General features: G+C 70.1%; 15 protein-coding genes. 7 read left to right on the forward strand and 8 right to left on the reverse strand.

Annotated features, from left to right (window positions below):
• Window positions 1-3: 3 nt before the first annotated feature.
• Both FM112_RS04550 and FM112_RS04555 read right to left on the reverse strand, forming a co-directional pair.
• On the reverse strand, window positions 4-585 hold the full coding sequence (locus tag FM112_RS04550) for a DUF2470 domain-containing protein (protein WP_087004160.1): 582 nt from the start codon (window positions 583-585) through the stop codon (window positions 4-6).
• A 76-nt stretch (window positions 586-661) separates the two neighbouring features.
• A complete protein-coding gene (locus tag FM112_RS04555; RefSeq protein ID WP_087004163.1) occupies window positions 662-2104 on the reverse strand; it encodes a sugar porter family MFS transporter in 1443 nt (480 codons plus the stop codon).
• Window positions 2105-2302: 198 nt separating this feature from the next.
• Between FM112_RS04555 and FM112_RS04560 the strand changes: the two genes are divergently transcribed.
• Window positions 2303-4567 carry a cytochrome P450 gene (locus FM112_RS04560; protein ID WP_087004166.1) on the forward strand — a complete coding sequence of 755 codons (2265 nt, stop codon included), beginning with the start codon at window positions 2303-2305 and terminating at the stop codon, window positions 4565-4567.
• Between the two features lie 34 nt (window positions 4568-4601).
• Here the strand turns inward: FM112_RS04560 and FM112_RS04565 are convergent, their stop codons facing one another.
• The 3 genes from FM112_RS04565 to FM112_RS04575 form a co-directional block, all read right to left on the reverse strand.
• A complete protein-coding gene (locus tag FM112_RS04565) occupies window positions 4602-5624 on the reverse strand; it encodes a LacI family DNA-binding transcriptional regulator (protein WP_087004169.1) in 1023 nt (340 codons plus the stop codon).
• Window positions 5625-5689: 65 nt separating this feature from the next.
• The gene (locus FM112_RS04570) at window positions 5690-6439 is read right to left on the reverse strand and encodes a sulfite exporter TauE/SafE family protein (protein ID WP_087004660.1); all 750 of its coding nucleotides are present in this window, start codon (window positions 6437-6439) and stop codon (window positions 5690-5692) included.
• Between the two features lie 88 nt (window positions 6440-6527).
• Entirely contained in the window at window positions 6528-7529 is a 1002-nt protein-coding gene (locus FM112_RS04575) for a 1-phosphofructokinase family hexose kinase (RefSeq protein ID WP_087004171.1), read from the reverse strand.
• 146 nt (window positions 7530-7675) lie between these two features.
• On the opposite strand from FM112_RS04575, the gene FM112_RS04580 reads away from it, so the two are divergent.
• From FM112_RS04580 to FM112_RS04605, 6 genes are all read left to right on the forward strand, one after another.
• Window positions 7676-8461 carry an IclR family transcriptional regulator gene (locus tag FM112_RS04580; protein WP_087004174.1) on the forward strand — a complete coding sequence of 262 codons (786 nt, stop codon included), beginning with the start codon at window positions 7676-7678 and terminating at the stop codon, window positions 8459-8461.
• Window positions 8458-9210 (forward strand): IclR family transcriptional regulator, encoded by a 753-nt coding sequence (locus tag FM112_RS04585; protein WP_087004177.1) that lies wholly within the window; start codon window positions 8458-8460, stop codon window positions 9208-9210. The genes FM112_RS04580 and FM112_RS04585 overlap by 4 nt, the downstream gene beginning before the upstream one ends.
• A 219-nt stretch (window positions 9211-9429) precedes the next feature.
• A complete protein-coding gene (iolD, locus tag FM112_RS04590; RefSeq protein WP_087004180.1) occupies window positions 9430-11310 on the forward strand; it encodes a 3D-(3,5/4)-trihydroxycyclohexane-1,2-dione acylhydrolase (decyclizing) in 1881 nt (626 codons plus the stop codon).
• Between the two features lie 133 nt (window positions 11311-11443).
• Window positions 11444-12178: a PIG-L deacetylase family protein gene (locus FM112_RS04595; protein WP_087004183.1), complete on the forward strand. Its 735-nt coding sequence runs from the start codon at window positions 11444-11446 to the stop codon at window positions 12176-12178.
• A gap of 77 nt (window positions 12179-12255) precedes the next feature.
• Complete coding sequence (locus tag FM112_RS04600) at window positions 12256-13113, forward strand: alpha/beta fold hydrolase (RefSeq protein ID WP_254910377.1); 858 nt, start codon at window positions 12256-12258, stop codon at window positions 13111-13113.
• Entirely contained in the window at window positions 13113-14459 is a 1347-nt protein-coding gene (locus FM112_RS04605; RefSeq protein WP_087004189.1) for a hemolysin family protein, read from the forward strand. The genes FM112_RS04600 and FM112_RS04605 overlap by 1 nt, the downstream gene beginning before the upstream one ends.
• Window positions 14460-14532: 73 nt before the next feature.
• Here FM112_RS04605 and FM112_RS04610 read toward each other — a convergent pair whose 3' ends face one another.
• Genes FM112_RS04610 through FM112_RS04620 form a run of 3 tightly spaced genes read right to left on the reverse strand, consistent with a single transcriptional unit; the run spans window position 14533 to window position 17044 of the window.
• On the reverse strand, window positions 14533-15492 hold the full coding sequence (locus tag FM112_RS04610) for a diaminopimelate dehydrogenase (RefSeq protein WP_087004192.1): 960 nt from the start codon (window positions 15490-15492) through the stop codon (window positions 14533-14535).
• On the reverse strand, window positions 15489-16016 hold the full coding sequence (locus FM112_RS04615; protein ID WP_087004195.1) for a type 1 glutamine amidotransferase domain-containing protein: 528 nt from the start codon (window positions 16014-16016) through the stop codon (window positions 15489-15491). Before FM112_RS04615 ends, FM112_RS04610 begins: the two co-directional genes overlap by 4 nt.
• Window positions 16013-17044 carry a DUF808 domain-containing protein gene (locus FM112_RS04620; RefSeq protein ID WP_087004198.1) on the reverse strand — a complete coding sequence of 344 codons (1032 nt, stop codon included), beginning with the start codon at window positions 17042-17044 and terminating at the stop codon, window positions 16013-16015. The genes FM112_RS04615 and FM112_RS04620 overlap by 4 nt, the downstream gene beginning before the upstream one ends.
• Window positions 17045-17180: the final 136 nt, after the last annotated feature.

A 17180-nucleotide genomic window follows, 5' to 3' on the forward strand; every position in this document is an offset into this window, starting at 1 on the left:
CTCCTACACGGACAGCGACGCGCTCAACGGACTACACCCTCGTTCGAGAAGAGCCCGATAACCGGGGTCCGCGACGGCCAGGACGCCGGGCGCACCGGCACAGGAGATGCCGTGCAGCTCCGCGAATCCCGTGGGGATGATCCGGCTCCCGACGACCGCCTCGATCGCGATGAGCGCACCGCCATCGGGGTGGGCGCAGAAGATCGTCCCGGCCTCGTCCACGGCGATGCCGGAATGCATCCACCCGTCGCTATCGGGCAGGTGATCGCTGAGGTCCTCCCACTCGACGATACCCGTCGGCGACGGCGTCGGAGAGGGCGACATCTGGGCCTGCCACTGCAGCGTCTGCAGGTGCTCGCGGATGTCCTGGCGCCGGGTCAGCGGCTCCGGCCACGCGAAACCGCGGACGGAAGTCCCATCGGGAAGCTCCAGCTCGAGCAGGAACTCGGCGCCCGTGAAATCCACGAGCCTGGCCGAGGCCGCCTCGGGAAAGGTCATGCGCGCGATATCGAGGAGTGCTTCGGGCTGGCTCTCGTTCATGTAGTCGGCGATGAACGTCTTCGCCTCGGCGTCGGGGGTATACATGCTTCCTCTCCAGTGGTCGGTTGAGGTTCGGCCCCGGGACCGCATCGCGCAGTCCCGGGGTGTGGAGCGTCGACTCTCAGCGGGTGTGGATCGCCCCGGTGGAGACGTCCTCCTCGATCTTCTCGAGGGTGCGGCCCCGGGTCTCGGGAATGAACTTGAGCGCGAACGCGAGCGCGATGAGGTTGAGCACGCCGAAGCCGAAGAAGGAGCCGACCATGCCGATTCCCTCGACGACGGAGGGGAATACGAGCCCTACCGTCGCATTGGCGATCCAGTGGCAGAACACCGCGACGCCGATTCCGAACCCGCGCATGTGCAGGGGGAAGATCTCCGAGAGGATGACCCAGGTGGAGATGCTGAGGAACGTCTGCATCGACCCGACGAATAGGACGATGAGGAGGAGGATCACGTACGGGCGAACGGCGGTTCCCTGCTCGAGGAGCATCGTCGAGAGGGCGATGAGGACGTGGCAGAGCGTGACCATTCCGTAGCCGATGATGAACATCTTCCGGCGATCCATGCGCTCCATCAGCGACAGCGCGATGAACCCGCCGATGACGCCGATCAGCCCCGGCGCGACGTTGGCGATGAGCGCCGCGTTCCGGTCGAAGCCGGCCTCGATGAGCACGGTCTGCCCGTAGTACACGATCGTGTTGATGCCGGTGAGCTGCTGGAAGACGCCGATGCCGATGCCGATGAGCAGGATGCGGCGCAGCCACTTGTTCGCGAGGATGTCGCGCCAGCCGCTGGTCTTCTCGGCATTCGCCTTCGCCTGAGCCGTGGTGTACATGATCTCGGCGAGTTCGGCTTCGGCTCGGTCCTCGGAGCGCATCCGCTTGAGGATCTCGAGAGCCTCATCGTTGCGGCCGCGCTCGACGAGCCATCGAGGCGACTCCGGGACCCGCAGCATGCCGATGAACAGCGCTGCGGCGGGAATGAGGCAGACGGCGAGCATGACGCGCCAGACGCCGTCGATGTGACCCCAGACGTTGCCGATGATCGCGTTGACGACGAAGGCGAGGAACGCGCCGATGATGACCATCATCTCGTTGCGCCCGGAAAGCGAACCGCGCACCTCGAACGGCGCGATCTCGGCGAGGAACACCGGCACGACCCCGGACGCACCGCCGACCGCGAGACCGAGCAGCACTCGGCCGACCACCATGACGCCGAAGCTCGGTGCGAATACGCAGATCAACGAGCCGAAGAAGAACGCCAGGGCGAGCAGGAGGATCGTCTTGCGCCTGCCCAGGACATCGGCGAGGCGGCCGAAGACGAACGCGCCTACCGCGGCCCCGAACAGGAGCGAGCTCGTGACGATGCCGACGGTAAGCGGGGTCAGGCCGAGCTCCTCGGTCATCGGCAGCAGCGCGCCGTTGATGACCCCGGTGTCATAGCCGAAGAGCAGACCGCCGATGGTGGCGATCATGGTCACGCGGACCAGGTATTTGCGATGCGGACCCGGGCGGAGGGCTGGCAGCGCGGGCCTCGCCTCGGGGATTTCTGAGTGTTGCGTCATTGCGACTCCTTTGTCATCTCGCGCCGGAGGCACTGCCCCGGCGCCCCAATCATGGCGCGCGCTAATACTATTGTCAAGACAAGAGATTCCCGGCTTGAAGCTGCCGAAATCGGCTTGACCTCGCAAGACGTGCTGGCTAGCATTCCGCAGTATTGGCGCGCGCCAATACTGCGCACACCGTAGAGAGACGAGTAATCAATGGCGATCAACATCGAAAAGCCCTACGTGGAGTCGGAGTACGACCCCATCTACGACCCCTTCACCGATGAGTTCCAGCGCGATCCGTTCACGGCGTACCGGCGGCTTCGCAACGAAGCTCCCGTGTACTACAACGAGAAGTGGGACTTCTACGCCTTGAGCCGGTTCGACGATGTCCGAGCGGCGCTCAAGGACCACGAATCGCTGCTGAACTTCCAGGGTGTCGACATCGACGACTTCGAGCAGGAGCAGAGCGGCTATCCCGGGATGATCCCGAACATCGACAACCCCCGGCACGACCAGTTGCGCTCCGTAGTGCAGCGCTCGTTCATGCCGCGGACGATCAAGGGGCTGACCGAGGAGGTCAGGAAAGTCTGCGACGGGCTCATCGACGGATTCGCCGGTCGTCGCGAAGTGGATCTCTCGGACGAGTTCGCGTGGCCGATCCCCTTCGAGGTCTTCTACAACTTCTTCGGCATGCCTCACGGGAAGATCCGCGAGCAGTTCGTGGAATGGACCCACGGCATCAAGCACAGGGAGCCCGGCACGCCGGAGCTGACCGACTTCGCGAGGGAGTCGTCGCGAGAGCTCCGCGAGTACCTGGCCGAACTGCTGCGCGAGCGCCGGCGCAACCCGCAGGACGATGTCCTCACACGGATCGTGCAGGCGGAGATCGACGGCGAGCCGCTCGCCCCCGAGGAGTTCGACTACGCCGCCGAGGCGGTCGGCGTGGCCTTCGCCCTCTATCTGGGCGGGGTCGAGACCACCGCGGGTCAGATCTCCACGCTCTTCGAACAGCTCGCACGGCATCCGGAGCAGCAGCGCGCCCTGCACGAGGATCCGACGCTGATCCCCCGGGCCGTCGAGGAGTCGCTCCGGTATCGGACCATCTTCCAGGTGACGGCTCGGACCACGAGCCGCGAGATCGAGGTGGACGGCGTCTCGATCCCGAAAGGCAAGCGCGTGTTCCTCATCCTCGGTTCGGCGAACCGTGATGAGTCGAAGTTCGAGAACCCGGACGAGTTCGACATCCACCGTCCGCCCGCGCCGCACCTGGGGTTCGGCGAAGGGCTGCACGGGTGCCTGGGCAATCCGCTCGCACGTCTCGAAGCCACCGTGGCGCTCGAGCAGATGGTCGCTCGAGGCGGGATGTTCGAACTCGCCGGCGACCCGGAGCGATACGTCACGACCCCGAACGCCTACGTCTTCGACCGGGTGCCGGTCCGCTTCCTCGATGCCCCCGTGGCAACCGAGCCGCGGAACGAGGAAGCGCCGTCCGCGGCGGCGGCCTCGCCCTCCGCCCCGATGGCGGCTCCCGCCCGGGCGAACGAGATCGCCGTGCGCGTCGCGAAGCGCATAGACGCCGCTGAAGGCGTCGCGCTCCTCACGCTCACGCCCGTCGACGGACAGCCGCTGCCCGACTGGTCCCCGGGCGCGCATATCGACGTGGTCATGAACGACATCCTCGAGCGGCAGTACTCGCTCTGCGGCGACCCGCGCGATCGCAGCTCCTACACGATCGGAGTGCTGAAAGAAGAACGAGGGCGGGGCGGCTCCCGGCACATGCACGAGGAGGTGTCCGAGGGGAGCATCGTGAAGATCCGCGGCCCGAGGAACCATTTCGAACTCGTCGACTCGGAGCGGTACCTCTTCATCGCGGGCGGTATCGGCATCACCCCGATCGCGGCGATGGCCCGCGAGGTCCATCGTCGGGGCAAGCCCTGGCGGATGATCTACTGCGGGCGCAGGCTCGAGACCATGGCGCTTCGCGAAGAGTTCGGGCAGTACGGCGACCGGGTCACGTTCTGGCCCCGGGACACGCACGGGAGGATATCGCTCCCCGACGTGCTGCAGAGCCCCCGGGAGGGGACAGCCGTCTACACGTGCGGTCCCGCGCCGTTCACCGAGGCGATCGAGGAGATCTGCGAGGCCTCGTGGCCGAGGGGATCCCTGCACGTCGAGCGGTTCACGCCGAAGCAGTTCGACGATTCGGAGAACACCGAGTTCGAGGTCGAGCTGGCCCAGCGGGGATATCGGCTCACCGTGCCGAAGGATCGATCAGTGCTGGACACGCTGGAGGCGGCCGGCGTGCACGTCCTGTCGTCCTGCGGAGAGGGAACCTGCGGAACCTGCGACACGGCGGTCCTCGCCGGGGAGGTGGACCACCGCGATTCGGTCCTCACCAAGGAGGAGCAGGACCGGAACGACTGCATGATGGTGTGCGTCTCCCGCGCGAAGTGTCCGAAGCTGGTGCTGAACCTTTGAGCACGCGCCGCCCCGGTCGCGGCCCGATAGCGCGTCAGGTCGCCGGGCGGAGGGAGGAACGCCGGACGACCAACTCGGGCTCGAGCACCACCGTCCGGCCCTGCTTGTCGGGTTGCGCGATACGCTCGAGCAGCAGCGCCGCGGCTTCGGCGCCGATCCGTTTCGAGCGCTGGTCGACAGAGGTCAGCTCCACTCCGGGGTATCCCGCACCGCGGGTGTTGTCGTATCCGGTCACCGCCAGATCCTCGGGAACTCGCAGGCCGAGCTCCTGCGCCCGCGCGAGGACGCCGATGGCCGTCGAGTCGTTGTAGCTGACGACGGCGGTCGGCAGCGTACCCGTCTCCGACATGTGCGTCAGCGCAGCCGCCCCGGCGGCCTCCGACGCGTCCCCGTCCAGCTCGAACGGGGCGAGCGAGGCCGAGAACATCGCATGCCTGTATCCTCCGCGCCGGGCGCTGTTCTGCTGCGTCACGGGGCCCGCGATATACGCGATCCGTCGGTGTCCCTGATCGATGAGGTGCTCGGTCGCGAGCCGTGCGCCGAGACGGTCATCGCCTGCAACGGAGTCCACCCGCTCGGATGAGGACACCTCGCCCAGCGACACGCACGGCGTGCTCGTGAGGAGCTCCTGAATCTCGAGCCCTGCCGAACTGTGATCGGCGACCAGCAGGCCGTCGACCCGCAGCCCCACGAGCGAATCGATGTTCTTCCTCCGGCTCTCCTCATCCGGTCCGCCGACTGCCAGGAGCAGCTGGTACCCGGCAGGGGCGGTGACCCGGGCGATACCCTCGGCGAAGTCCGCGTAGACCTGGTTGTGGATGTCCAGAGTCACCATGCCGAGCGCGAAGGTCCGCTGCCCCGCGAGGCCTGCGGCGAGGTGGTTCCGCCGGTACCCCAGGCGCTCGGCGGTCTCGAGCACGAGCGCGCGCTTGCCGGGCGCCACGTACCCCTGATTGCGGATGACGAGCGATACCAGCTGTCGCGAGACCCCGGCCGCCTTGGCCACATCCGCCATCGTGACGGTCCGGCGCGACTGGGGAGTGTCATCGGACGGCATGGTCGTGATCCTAGTGGATGGTGCGGTGCTGCGAAGCCCGGCGCCGGCGCGATCCCGCGGCTGGCCTAGAGGATGAGGTAGACCGCGCCGAGCACCGTGAGCACGAGCACGATGCCGTCGAAGAGCTCCTGCTTGATGCGGTTCGCGATCCAGCGGCCGACGAAGGCGCCGACGATGAGGCCCGGGATGAGCACGAGGTCCACGAGCAGACCGCCGGGCGTGATGAGCCCGAGGCCGATCGAGAAGGGCAGCTTGGCGAGGTTCACGATCGCGAAGAACCAGGCGGCGGTGCCGAGGAACGCCTTGACGGGGAAGCGCGCCGCGACGAAGTACATCGACATGACGGGGCCGCCGGCGTTGGCGACCATGGTCGTGAAGCCGCCGAGCGCGCCGTAGCCGATGCGCGAGGCGAGGGCCGCACGGTCGCTCGGCTCCTTGGGGGAGCGGTAGCGCTGCCACAGGGTGACGGCGACCACGAGCAGCAGCACGACGCCGATGACGCGCTGCACGCCCGAGTCGTCGGCGAGCCAGAGGAACAGCACCCCCAGCAGCAGCCCCGCGGCGACGGCGGGGATCAGCCGGATCAGGGCTTTGCGGTCGGCGTGCCGCCGATACGCGAGTAGCGCGAAGACGTCCCCGACGATGAGCAGGACCAGCAGCGCCCCGGTCGACTCCTTCGCGGGCATGAGCGCCGCGAAGATGGCGATCGAGATCGTGGAGATGCCCGGCAGCGCCGTCTTGGAGATGCCGACGAAGAAGCCGGCGCAGACGAGCAGCGCCCAGGCGTAGGCGGGGAGTTCGGGGAGCAAGGTCAGCACCGGGACAGTCTAGGACCGGCGGAGGATGTCCGCATGTCGTGACATTCGATGCCCACCGGGATCGCGCAGGCGATGCGCGGCCCCATCAGTCCAGCCGCGCCGTGGGGACCGGCTCGCCGATCTCGACCGGGACGGAGGGGATGACCTCGGGGTTGATCGTCGGGCTCGCCGTGAGCACGGCGGCGCGGCCGAAGCGCACGGCCGTCGCGAGCGCCGCGCGCACCGCATCCGGGTCCCCATCGCCGCGCCAGCCGTGCAGGAGGCCGGCCAGCGTCGCGTCGCCCGCGCCGGTGGTGTTCACCGGGCGCACCGGCGCCGTGCGGGCCCAGTGCTGCGCGGTGCGGGAGACGAGCAGCACGCCCCGATGGCCGAGCGTTGCGAAGACGTGCTCGACGCCCGAGCGCAGGAGCGCGAAGGCCGCGTCCACCGCGGCGCCGATCGTGGGGATGCGCCGGCCGGTGAGCTCCCGGAGCTCCTCGATGTTCGGCGCGATGAGGTGCGGTCGCACGCCCTGCGCGAGCCAGTCGCCCAGCGTCGCCGCGGGCAGGTCGAGCGCGAGCCGCGCGCCCGTTCGCTCCGCCAGCTCCGCGAAGGGGCGGACCTCGGCGGGCGCGGCGTCCGTGCCGTGGGCCGCGGGCATGGCCCCGCCCACGACGAGCCAGTCCGCGTCGATGTCCCGGACGGCGGAGTCGAGTTCGCGGTGCAGCGCCGCCCATTCCCCGGCGGAGAGCCGCGCGGCGGGCTCGTTGACGTTCGTCGTGGTGCCGTCGCGCTCGATGATCACCGAGTTCACGCGGGTGCGCTCGCGGATCGGGATCGGCCGCAGGTGCGCGCCGGGAGGCTGTGCGGCGAACTCCGGGGCGATGTTCAGCGGCGCCACCGCCGCGGTGGGGTTACCGGCGGCGGCGAGCGCCCTGGCGAGGTTGAGGCCGTTGCCGCCGAGGAAGTGCTCGGCCGGGGCCGACCGGTTGACGAGCCCGCGGGTCAGCGCGTCGAGGCGGATGACGCGGTCGATCGCGGGGGCGGGCGTGACCGTGACGACGCGGCTGAGCGCCGTCGTGCTGCGGACCTCGGGTGAGCTGGCCATGCTTCCTTCTTCGTGCGGGGGTGGAGTGGGCGTCGGGATGGGGTCCGGACGACCCGGGTCGAGTTAACTTATTGAAACACGGACAATTTGTCTAGTTTGTGAGATAAACTGGCGGCACTGACGACGAAGCGTGAAAGACTTGGGCAATGGCTGGTGACACCGACGCGGGCGGGATGGCGATCCTCGAGAAGGCGGGGGCGATCATCTCGGCCCTCGAGAGCGAGGGCGAGTGGACGGCGGCGCAGATCTCGAAGGAGGTCGACGAGCCGGTGAGCTCGACCTACCGCCTGCTCTCCACGCTCATGTCGCTCGGCTGGGTAGACGCCGGGTCCAAGCGCGGCCGCTACCGGCTCGGCGTGGACGTCGTCCGCATCGGCGGGCTGCTCGAGGACCAGCTCGACGTGCGCGCCACCGCGGCGCCGGTGCTCCAGCAGCTCCGCGACGAGACCCGCGGCACCGCGTTCCTCTGCGTGCTGCGCCGGGACAGCGCGGTGTGCGTCGAGCGCATCGGCGGGCGGGACGTGCAGTCGCTCGAGATGCGGCTCGGCGACAGCCTGCCGCTCTACAGCGGCGCGGCGCCCCGGGCGCTGCTCGCCTTCATGCCCGAGAAGGAGCGCGGCGCGGTGCTCGCGCGGCTCGCGGATCGTCGCGCCAGGGGCGAGGCGATCCCCTCGGAGCGGGAGATCCTCCGCGATGTGGAGGCGGCCCGGGCGTGCGGCTACACGATCTCCGATCAGGATGTGACGTTCGGGATCGGCGGCATCGGCGCGCCGATCTACAACCACCGGGGCGAGATCGAGGGCGCGATCTCGGTGAGCGGGCTGCGGGAGCGCGTGCTCGGCGTCGAGGCGGCCGCCGCGGAGCGCGTCGTGGTCGCGGCGCGCGAGATCAGCCGCGCCCTCGGCTACCTGGAAGCGGAGGAGGCGGCATGAAGCCCATCAAGACGCTCGGCAAGGCCGATGACATCGTGCGCCTGCTCGGCGTCGAGGGGGCGCTCTCGCCCGCCGAGATCGCCGAGCGCATCGACATGCCCCGGCCCAGCGTGTACCGGCTGCTCGACGGGCTGGCGGCGATCGGGCTCACCGAGCCGGCCGCCGGCGGGCGCGCGCAGCTGAGCCGTCGGTGGCTGCGCCTGGCCGATCGCGCGCGCGAGTCCATGGCCGAGTGGCGGGACGCCGGGAGCGTGCTGGCCGGGCTCGTGCGGGAGACGTCGCTGACCGCCTATCTGTCGGTGCGCCGGGAGCACGAGGCCGTATGCGTCGACTGGCGCCAGGGCCGGGGGATCGGCGTGCTGCTGCTCAAGCCCGGACGGAGCCTGCCGCTCAACGCCGGGGCGGCCGGGCGGGCGCTGCTCGCCTTCGACACGAACGCGGACGCCTATTTCGCCGCCGTGCCGGAGCGCCGCCGGTTCAATGCGCGGACGCTCGTGGAGGAGGGGGAGCTCCGGGCCGATATCGCGGCCACGCGGGCGCGCGGCTACTCCTTCTCCGATCAGGACGTGACCGACGGCATCGGGGCGTTCGGCGTGCCGGTGCTCGGCGGTTCGGGGGAGGACGGGCGCGGCGCGGTGCTGGGCGTGCTCTCGCTCTCGGGCATCGTGGCCGAGGTGCTCGAGCACCGCGAACGCGTGCTCGCCGCGCTGCGGGAGGCGGCGCAGCGCCTCGGCGCGGCCCAGGGATAGGCCGCCGGCGGCGGTGGAGCGGCCGCCGCCGGGCCGCCGGCGGCGGTGCGACAAATCCGACCGTATGTCGCACCTCATAGACATGGCGTCCATGCCCTGGTAGTTTCTTTGGAACGTTCCAATACGTGCGGGAGCCGACGTCGCCGTCAGGTTCCTCCAGTCCGAAAAGCTAGCCTCTTAACACTCACCACACACGACTCATGGAAGGGTGGTTGCGGTATGACGTCGAAGTCCTATCCAACTGTTCGGCTGACCGTCAGCCAGGCAATTATTCGTTTTCTGCAGGCACAGTACGTCGAGCGCGATGGTGAAACCCAGCGCTTCTTCGGCGGCGGCTTCGGCATCTTCGGCCACGGCAACGTCGGCGGCATGGGTCAGGCCATGCTCGAGTACGAGAAGGACTTCCCGTACTACCAGGGCCGCAACGAGCAGGGCATGGTGCACATCGGCATCGGCTACGCGAAGATGCGCAACCGCCTCGGCGCGCTCGCGGTGAGCACCTCCATCGGCCCCGGCGCGACCAACATGGTCACCGGCGCCGGCACCGCCTCGGTGAACCACCTCCCCGTCCTGCTGCTCCCCTCGGACGTGTTCGCCACCCGCGCCACGGGCGCGGTCCTGCAGCAGCAGGAGATGCCCTACGCGATGGACGTCACCGCCAACGACGCGTTCCGCGCCGTCTCGCGCTACTTCGACCGCATCTGGCGTCCCGAGCAGCTCGCCCCGGCGCTGCTCGAGGCCATGCGCGTCCTCACCAGCCCGGCCGACACCGGCGCCGTGACCCTGGCCCTCCCGCAGGACGTCCAGGCCGAGGCCTACGATTTCCCCGAGGACCTCTTCCGCGACCGCGTGTGGCACGTGCCCCGCAACCGCGCCGACCGCGCGTCGATCAAGCGCGCCGCCGAGATCATCCGCTCGGCGAAGAAGGCCGTCATCATCGCCGGCGGCGGCGTCATCTACTCCGAGGCCACCGAGCAGCTCGTCCGCCTCGCGGAGTCCACCGGCATCGGCGTCGGCGTCACGCAGGCCGGCAAGGCCTCGTTCCCGCACGAGCACGAGCTCGCCCTGGGCGGCCTCGGCTCGAGCGGCACCAAGTACGCGAACATCCCCGCGGGGGAGGCCGACGTCGTCATCGGCATCGGCACGCGCTACACCGACTTCACCACCGCGTCGAACACGCTGTTCAAGAACCCGGACGTCAAGTTCGTGAACATCAACGTCGCCGAGATCGACGCCTACAAGGAGTCGGCCACCGCTCTCATCGGCGACGCGCAGGTCACGATCGAGGAGCTGCTCGAGGAGCTCGGCGACTGGTCGCTGCCCGTCGAGTCGCGCGAGGCCAACGTCGAGTCGGCCTCGGAGTGGCGCACGGAGCTGGACCGCATCATCGAGCTCGACGGCTCGCCCACGCTCTCGCAGGGGCAGATGCTCGGCATCCTCAACGGCGCCGCCGGCGAGCGCGACGTGATCGTCAACGCCGCGGGCTCGATGCCCGGCGACCTCCACCGCCTGTGGCGCCCCGGCAGCACCAAGGGCTACGACATCGAATACGGCAACTCGTGCATGGGCTACGAGGTCCCCGGCGCGATCGGCAACGCGCTCGCCGACCGCAGCCGCCACGTGTTCGGCCTCATCGGCGACGGCACGTACCTCATGCTCTCGAGCGAGATCCTCACCGCCGTGCAGGAGCAGCTGAAGATCACCTTCGTCGTCGTGAACAACTACGGCTACGGCTCGATCGCGGCGCTCTCGGAGACCGTCGGCTCGCAGGCCTTCGGCTGCCGCTTCAACGAGCGCGGCGAGGACGGCTCCACCCACGACGGCGCCCGCCTCGAGGTCGACTTCGCGAAGAACGCCGAGAGCTACGGCGCCAAGGTCTGGACCGCCGACACGGCCGACGGCTTCCAGCAGGCCCTCGAGGAGGCCAAGGCCTTCGACGGCACGAGCGTCGTGTACGTCGAGGTCGACTCCCAGGCCCGCTTCGGCGGCTCGGGAGCCTGGTGGGACGTCGCCGTCGCCGAGGTCTCGGAGCTCGAGTCGAGCATCGGGGCCCGCGCCGAGTACGACGAGCACCGCAAGGAGCAGCGCCTCTACCTGTAGGGGATGCGCGCCGCGGGGCCCGGGAGCAGCTGCTCCCGGGCCCCGTCCCGGTTTCCGGCCGCCTCCATGCTCCTTGCCATCCGCGTGCGGGACCATAGAAGAGAAGCACTGACGCGACGCGAAGGAGCACGCCATGACCCTCCCTCTCCTCGACCCGACGCGCTGGCGGCGCGTGCTCTGCGTCCTCGCGCATCCGGACGACGCCGAGTACGGCCTCTCGGCGGCCGTGGAGCAGTGGACGCGGGCCGGCATCGAGGTGGACTACCTGCTGCTCACGAGCGGCGAGGCCGGCATGCGCCGGTCGCCCGAGGAGGCGGGGCCGCTCCGGGCCGCCGAGCAGCGCGACGCCTGCGACGCGGTCGGCGTCCGCCGCCTCGCCATCCTCGACCACCCCGACGGCGTGCTCGAGTACGGCCTGCCGCTGCGGCGGGACATCGCGAGGGCGATCCGCGAGTCCGGGCCGGATGCGGTGATCACCGCGAACTTCGACGTCGAGGCCTACGGGAGCCTCAACCAGGCGGATCACCGGGCGGCGGGGCTCGCCACCGTGGACGCCGCGCGGGATGCCGGCAACCGCTGGGTCTTCCGCGACCTGCTCGACGAGGGTCTCGAGCCCTGGCAGCCGGCCCTGCTGCTCGTGGCCGGAGCGGCCGAGCCGACGCACGCCGTCGAGGTGGATGTGCGCGCCGAGCGGGCAGCCGTGCGCTCGCTCGAGTGCCACCGGGCGTATCTCGCAGATCTTCCCGGCCATCCGGCGCCGGGGGAGTTCATCCCCGAGCTGCTGCGCCGGGGCGGGGCGGAGGCGGAGGCGGAGCGGGCCGTGACCTTCCGGGTGTTCCCGCTCGGCGGCATCGCGGCCGAGGAATGAGCCCCGCCGCGGTCCGGGAGGCGCGCGGCACGCCCCCGGATTCCGCGATCCGGCGCCGAGACGGGAGAATGGAGCACGTGCAGAGCGAATCGGAGCAGAGCGGAGCGGGAACGGCGGGCCGGGTCCCGATCTCGGCGCAGGAACTCGGCGCGGGGAACGAGCGGGTGGTCTTCCTGCACGGGCTCATGGGCCGCGGCAAGAACTTCACCACCGCGGCGCGCGGGCTCGGCGAAGACTACCGCTGCCTGCTCGTCGACCTGCCGAATCACGGCGAGTCCGCCTGGACCGACCGGTTCGACTACGCCGAGCAGGCGGATCTCGTCGCCGACTTCCTGGCCAGCGGCTTCGCGGCCCAGGGGCCCGTCAACCTCGTCGGGCATTCGATGGGCGGCAAGACCGCGATGACGCTCGCGCTGCGCCACCCCGAACTGGTCGAGCGGCTCGTCGTGGTCGACATCGCGCCGGCCCGAAGGCCGCGGCCCGCGAAGGGCTCGAGCAGCGACTTCACCCATCTGCTCGGCAGCCTCGCGGCGCTCGACCTCGGCGCCATCGAGACCCGCGCCGAGGCCGACCGGTGGCTGCAGGAGGCGATCCCCAGCCGGACGGTGCGGGGCTTCCTGCTGCAGAACCTGCGCCGCGTCGACGGCGGGTTCCGCTGGCAGCCGAACCTCGCCATGCTGCTCGCGAACCTCGACGCCATCGGCGACTTCCCGCGCACGGAGGCGCACTTCGACGGCCCCGTGCTGTGGATCGCGGGGGAGCGCTCCGACTACATCGGCGAGGACGACCTGCCCGAGATGAAGCGCCTGTTCCCTCGGACGACGAGGGTCGCGGTCAAGGACTCCGGGCACTGGGTGCACTCGGAGCAGCCCGGCACCTTCCTCGACATCCTGCGGTACTTCCTGCGCCAGCCGGCGGGAGGCGCGGGCCGCTGATGAGCATCGTCGCGAACCTGGGGCTGGTGCTGCTCTTCGTCCTGATCGGCGGGGTGTTCGCGGCCACGGAGATGGCGCTCGTGTCGCTCCGCGAGTCCCAGATCCGCCAGCTCGAGCGCGGCGGCAGATCCGCACGGGTGGTCGCGGGCCTCGCGCGGGACTCCGGACGGTTCCTCTCGGCGGTGCAGATCGGCGTCACCTTCGCGGGCTTCCTCTCGTCGGCCTTCGGCGCCTCCACGATCGCCCCGCAGGTCGTGCCGCTGCTCCTGGACTGGGGTGTTCCGGAGCCGACGGCCTCCGCGCTCGCGCTCGTGGCCATCACGCTGCTGGTCTCCTACCTCAGCCTCGTGCTCGGCGAGCTCGTGCCGAAGCGCATCGCGATGCAGCGCGCCGCACGGGTGAGCCTCGTCGTCGCGCCGCCGCTCAACGTGTTCGCGAAGCTCATGCTGCCGCTCATCTGGCTCGTGAACACGTCCTCGAACCTGCTGCTGCGGCTGCTCGGCTTCGACCCGGACGCGCGCAACGAGGAGATGTCCACCGAGGAGGTGCGCGACATCGTCGCGACCCACGGCGGGTTCGAGGAGGACGAGCGGCGGCTCCTCGCCGAGGCGCTCGACCTGAACGACACGCTCGTGGGCGCGGTGATGCGCCATCGCAGCGACATCGTCGCGTTCGACTCGGCGCGCACGGTGCGCGAGGTGGCCGACGGCATCGTCGACCAGCCGTACTCCCGCTATCCGATCTTCGACGGCATCATCGACCGCATCATCGGCTTCGTCCACGTCCGCGACCTGCTCGAGACCGCCTCGAGTGGCCGGGGCGACCGCCCCGTCACCGGGATCATGCGCACGATCGAATACCTGCCCAGCAGCGTCCGGGTGCCGAACGCGATGCAGCAGCTGCGCGCGAGCTCGACGCACATCGCCGTGGTGGTGGACGAGTACGGCGGCACCGACGGGCTCGTCACGCTCGAGGACCTGCTCGAGGAGCTCGTCGGCGAGATCTGGGACGAGTACGACGCGGCGGAGCACCGGGCCGCGCTGCGGCTGCACGAGAGCCGGCGGTTCGACGGCGCGACGAACCTCGAGGACTTCGCGGACCTGACCGGCATCCGCCTCCCCGAAGGGCCCTACGAGACCGTGGCGGGCTGGATGCTCGACCGGCTCGGCCGCCTCGCGAGGCCCGAGGACGTCGTGCCGATCGACCCCGGCTGCACGGAGGACCGCGAGGACGACGACGCGGCGGAGGGCGTGAGGTACCAGGTGGAGGTGGCCGAGCTGCACGGCAACCGCATCGCGGCCGTGCAATTGCGCAAGACCTCGGTGCCGGACGGGGTCGAGGACTAGCGGAACGACGAGCGGAGCGCCGCCCCGCCGGTCGAGCACGACTGGCGGGGCGGCGCCCCTGCCGCGCGGTCGATCAGACGTCGCGGCGGATGAGCTCCTCGAGCGGAACGGGGGAGATCAGGTAGGGCGGGATCTCCAATACGGTGCGGGCCCCGGTCTCGCCCGCCTCCGCGAGCCGGGCCGCGGCGCGGCCGTAGGCGACCATGGAGGCCGCCGTGAAGTCGGGGTTGCTCTCGAGATCGAGCGAGAACTCGACCGTGCTGCGCGACTCGCCTAGCGAGCCCGAGGTGATGACCCGGCCGCCGTGGGGCAGGCCCTGGTGGTCGCGCAGGAACTCCTCCTCCGAGATGAAGTGCACCTCGGTCTCGTAGCCGACGAAGTAGTCCGGCATGGTCACGATCGTCTCGCGGATGCGCTCCTGCTCCGATTCGTCCGCGACGACCCAGCACTGCCGCAGGTGCGCGCGCTTGCCGTCGATGTCGGCACCGCGCCCGGCCTTGGCCGCCTCGACCGCCTCCTGGCTGGGGATCGTGTACTGCACGCCGTGGCGGACGCCCTCGATGCCGCGCACCGCGTTCGAGTGGCCCTGCGAGAGGCCGCGGCCCCAGAAGGTGTTCTGCTGCGGCTCGGGGAAGAGCGCGGCGCCCAGCACGCGGTTGAGCGAGAACAGGCCCGGATCCCACCCGGTGGCGACGACGGCGACGGTGCCCGCCGCTCGCGCGGCCTCGTCCATCGCCCGGTAGTGCGCCGGGATCTGCTTGTGGTTGTCGTAGGTGTCCACCGTGGTGAAGCGCTCGGCGAAGGCCACCGCCTGCTCGGGGATGTCCGTGGCGCTGCCGAGGCAGAGGAAGAGGACGTCGATCTCGTCGGCGTACCGCTCGATGTCGTTCACGGGGTATACGGGGGTGTCGGTGTCCAGCTCGTTGCGGCGGGAGAAGATGCCGAAGAGCTCCATGTCGGCCTGCGCCCGGACGAGCTTCTCGACTCCCCGGCCGAGATTGCCGTAGCCGACGATTGCGGTAGTGATGGTCATGACTGCGAGATCACCTCGATGAATGCGTTGTTGAAAGCGGGCAGGTCCTTCGGCGTGCGGCTCGAGACGAGGGCGCCGTCGACGACGACCTCTTCGTCGACCCAGGTGGCCCCCGCGTTGCGGAGGTCGGTCTTGAGGCTCGGGAAGGACGTGATGGTGCGGCCGCGGAGCGCGTCCGCGTCGGTGAGGATCCAGGCGCCGTGGCAGATCGCCGCGATCGGCTTGCCGGCCTCGGCGAACTCCCGGACGAGGCGCACCGACTCCTCATCCATCCGCAGGTGGTCGGCGTTGCCCGTGCCGCCAGGCAGCATGAGGGCGTCGTAGTCGGCGGCCGCGGCCTCGCCCGAGGCGAGGTCCACGGGCTGGGAGTGCCCCTTCTTGCCGTTGATCTCGCCGCGCTCGGGCGCGATCAGCGTCGCGGATGCGCCCGCGGCGACCACCGCGTCCCAGGGCGAGGCGAGCTCGCTGTCTTCGTAGGCGTCGGTGGCGAGGAACGCCACGCGCCTGCCGGTGAGGTCGGTCATTGCTCTTTCCTTTCTTCGGTCTCGGTCGTCGCGCCGGCCTCGGCCCCCGCCTCGGCCCCGGTCACGGTATCAGCGGCCTCCTCGCCGTGCCCGGCCTTTTTGCCGTGCCCGAAGGGGAGCAGGTGCACCGCTCCCACGACGAGCGAGCCGATCGCGAAGCCCACGATCATCGCGCACACGGTATCCACGAGCCAGGCGAGCACGGCGCCCGCTCCCGGCACGAGGGCCGCCGGCTCGGCGAGCCGGTGGATCAGCTCGTAGGGTGCCGTGAAGCCGAGCGAGTCGAATCCGACGACGATGAGGTGGCCGCCCACCCAGAGCATCGCGATGGTGCCGATGAGCGAGATCGCGTCCATGACCCGGGGCATCGCGGCGACGAGGCCCCTGCCGAACCGGGCGCCCGCGCGGGAGCGGCCGCGGGTCATCGCCAGCCCGATGTCGTCGAGCTTGACCAGCAGGGCGACCGCGCCGTAGACGAGCGCGGTGATGCCGATGCCGACGACGATGAGCACCGCGAGGCGCGTCCAGAACTGCTCCGCCGCGACCTCGTTGAGCGCGATGACCATGATCTCGGCGCTGAGGATGAGGTCGGTGCGCACGGCGCCCGAGACGATCTGCTTCTCGTTCTTCGGGGACTGCGCGGCGACCGGTGCCTCCCGCTCGGCATGGCGGCCCCGCACCTTCTCCCAGACCTTCTCGGCGCCCTCGAAGCAGAGGAAGGCGCCGCCGAGCATGAGGATCGGCTGCAGCAGGCCCGGGAGGAACTGGCTGAGCAGCAGCGCGATCGGCAGGATGATGAGCAGCTTGTTGATGAGCGAGCCACGCGCGATGCGCCAGATGATGGGGAGCTCGCGGCTGGGCTTGAGGCCGGAGACGTACTGCGGCGTCACGGCCGCATCGTCGATCACGACGCCGGCGGCCTTGCTCGAGGCCTTCGTCGCGGCGAGCGCGACGTCGTCGAGCGAGGCGGCGGCCGCGCGGGCGAGCGCGGCGATGTCGTCGAGGAGGGCTACGAAGCCACCGGCCATGGGAGTCCTTTCGGAGGCAAACTCGATAAGTATATTGCTGGTTGACAAGGTCCACCAGTTCGGATTCGGCGGCGCGGCCGGGATCGGTCCGCCGCTCATTCTCGGGCTCGGTCATGGGGCGAGGCTGAGCGTTCGC

Origin of the sequence: Gulosibacter sp. 10 (assembly GCF_900163695.1) — a bacterium.
Lineage (GTDB): Bacteria > Actinomycetota > Actinomycetes > Actinomycetales > Microbacteriaceae > Gulosibacter.

Coding starts and splice junctions, on each gene's coding strand:
- FM112_RS04605 (WP_087004189.1), top strand. CDS start 13,113: ATGAGCATCGTCGCGAACCTGGGGCTGGTGCTGCTCTTCGTCCTGATC.
- FM112_RS04595 (WP_087004183.1), top strand. CDS start 11,444: ATGACCCTCCCTCTCCTCGACCCGACGCGCTGGCGGCGCGTGCTCTGC.
- FM112_RS04560 (WP_087004166.1), top strand. CDS start 2,303: ATGGCGATCAACATCGAAAAGCCCTACGTGGAGTCGGAGTACGACCCC.
- FM112_RS04620 (WP_087004198.1), bottom strand. CDS start 17,044: ATGGCCGGTGGCTTCGTAGCCCTCCTCGACGACATCGCCGCGCTCGCC.
- FM112_RS04565 (WP_087004169.1), bottom strand. CDS start 5,624: ATGCCGTCCGATGACACTCCCCAGTCGCGCCGGACCGTCACGATGGCG.
- FM112_RS04575 (WP_087004171.1), bottom strand. CDS start 7,529: ATGGCCAGCTCACCCGAGGTCCGCAGCACGACGGCGCTCAGCCGCGTC.
- FM112_RS04550 (WP_087004160.1), bottom strand. CDS start 585: ATGTATACCCCCGACGCCGAGGCGAAGACGTTCATCGCCGACTACATG.
- FM112_RS04585 (WP_087004177.1), top strand. CDS start 8,458: ATGAAGCCCATCAAGACGCTCGGCAAGGCCGATGACATCGTGCGCCTG.
- FM112_RS04580 (WP_087004174.1), top strand. CDS start 7,676: ATGGCTGGTGACACCGACGCGGGCGGGATGGCGATCCTCGAGAAGGCG.
- FM112_RS04610 (WP_087004192.1), bottom strand. CDS start 15,492: ATGACCATCACTACCGCAATCGTCGGCTACGGCAATCTCGGCCGGGGA.
- iolD (WP_087004180.1), top strand. CDS start 9,430: ATGACGTCGAAGTCCTATCCAACTGTTCGGCTGACCGTCAGCCAGGCA.
- FM112_RS04555 (WP_087004163.1), bottom strand. CDS start 2,104: ATGACGCAACACTCAGAAATCCCCGAGGCGAGGCCCGCGCTGCCAGCC.
- FM112_RS04615 (WP_087004195.1), bottom strand. CDS start 16,016: ATGACCGACCTCACCGGCAGGCGCGTGGCGTTCCTCGCCACCGACGCC.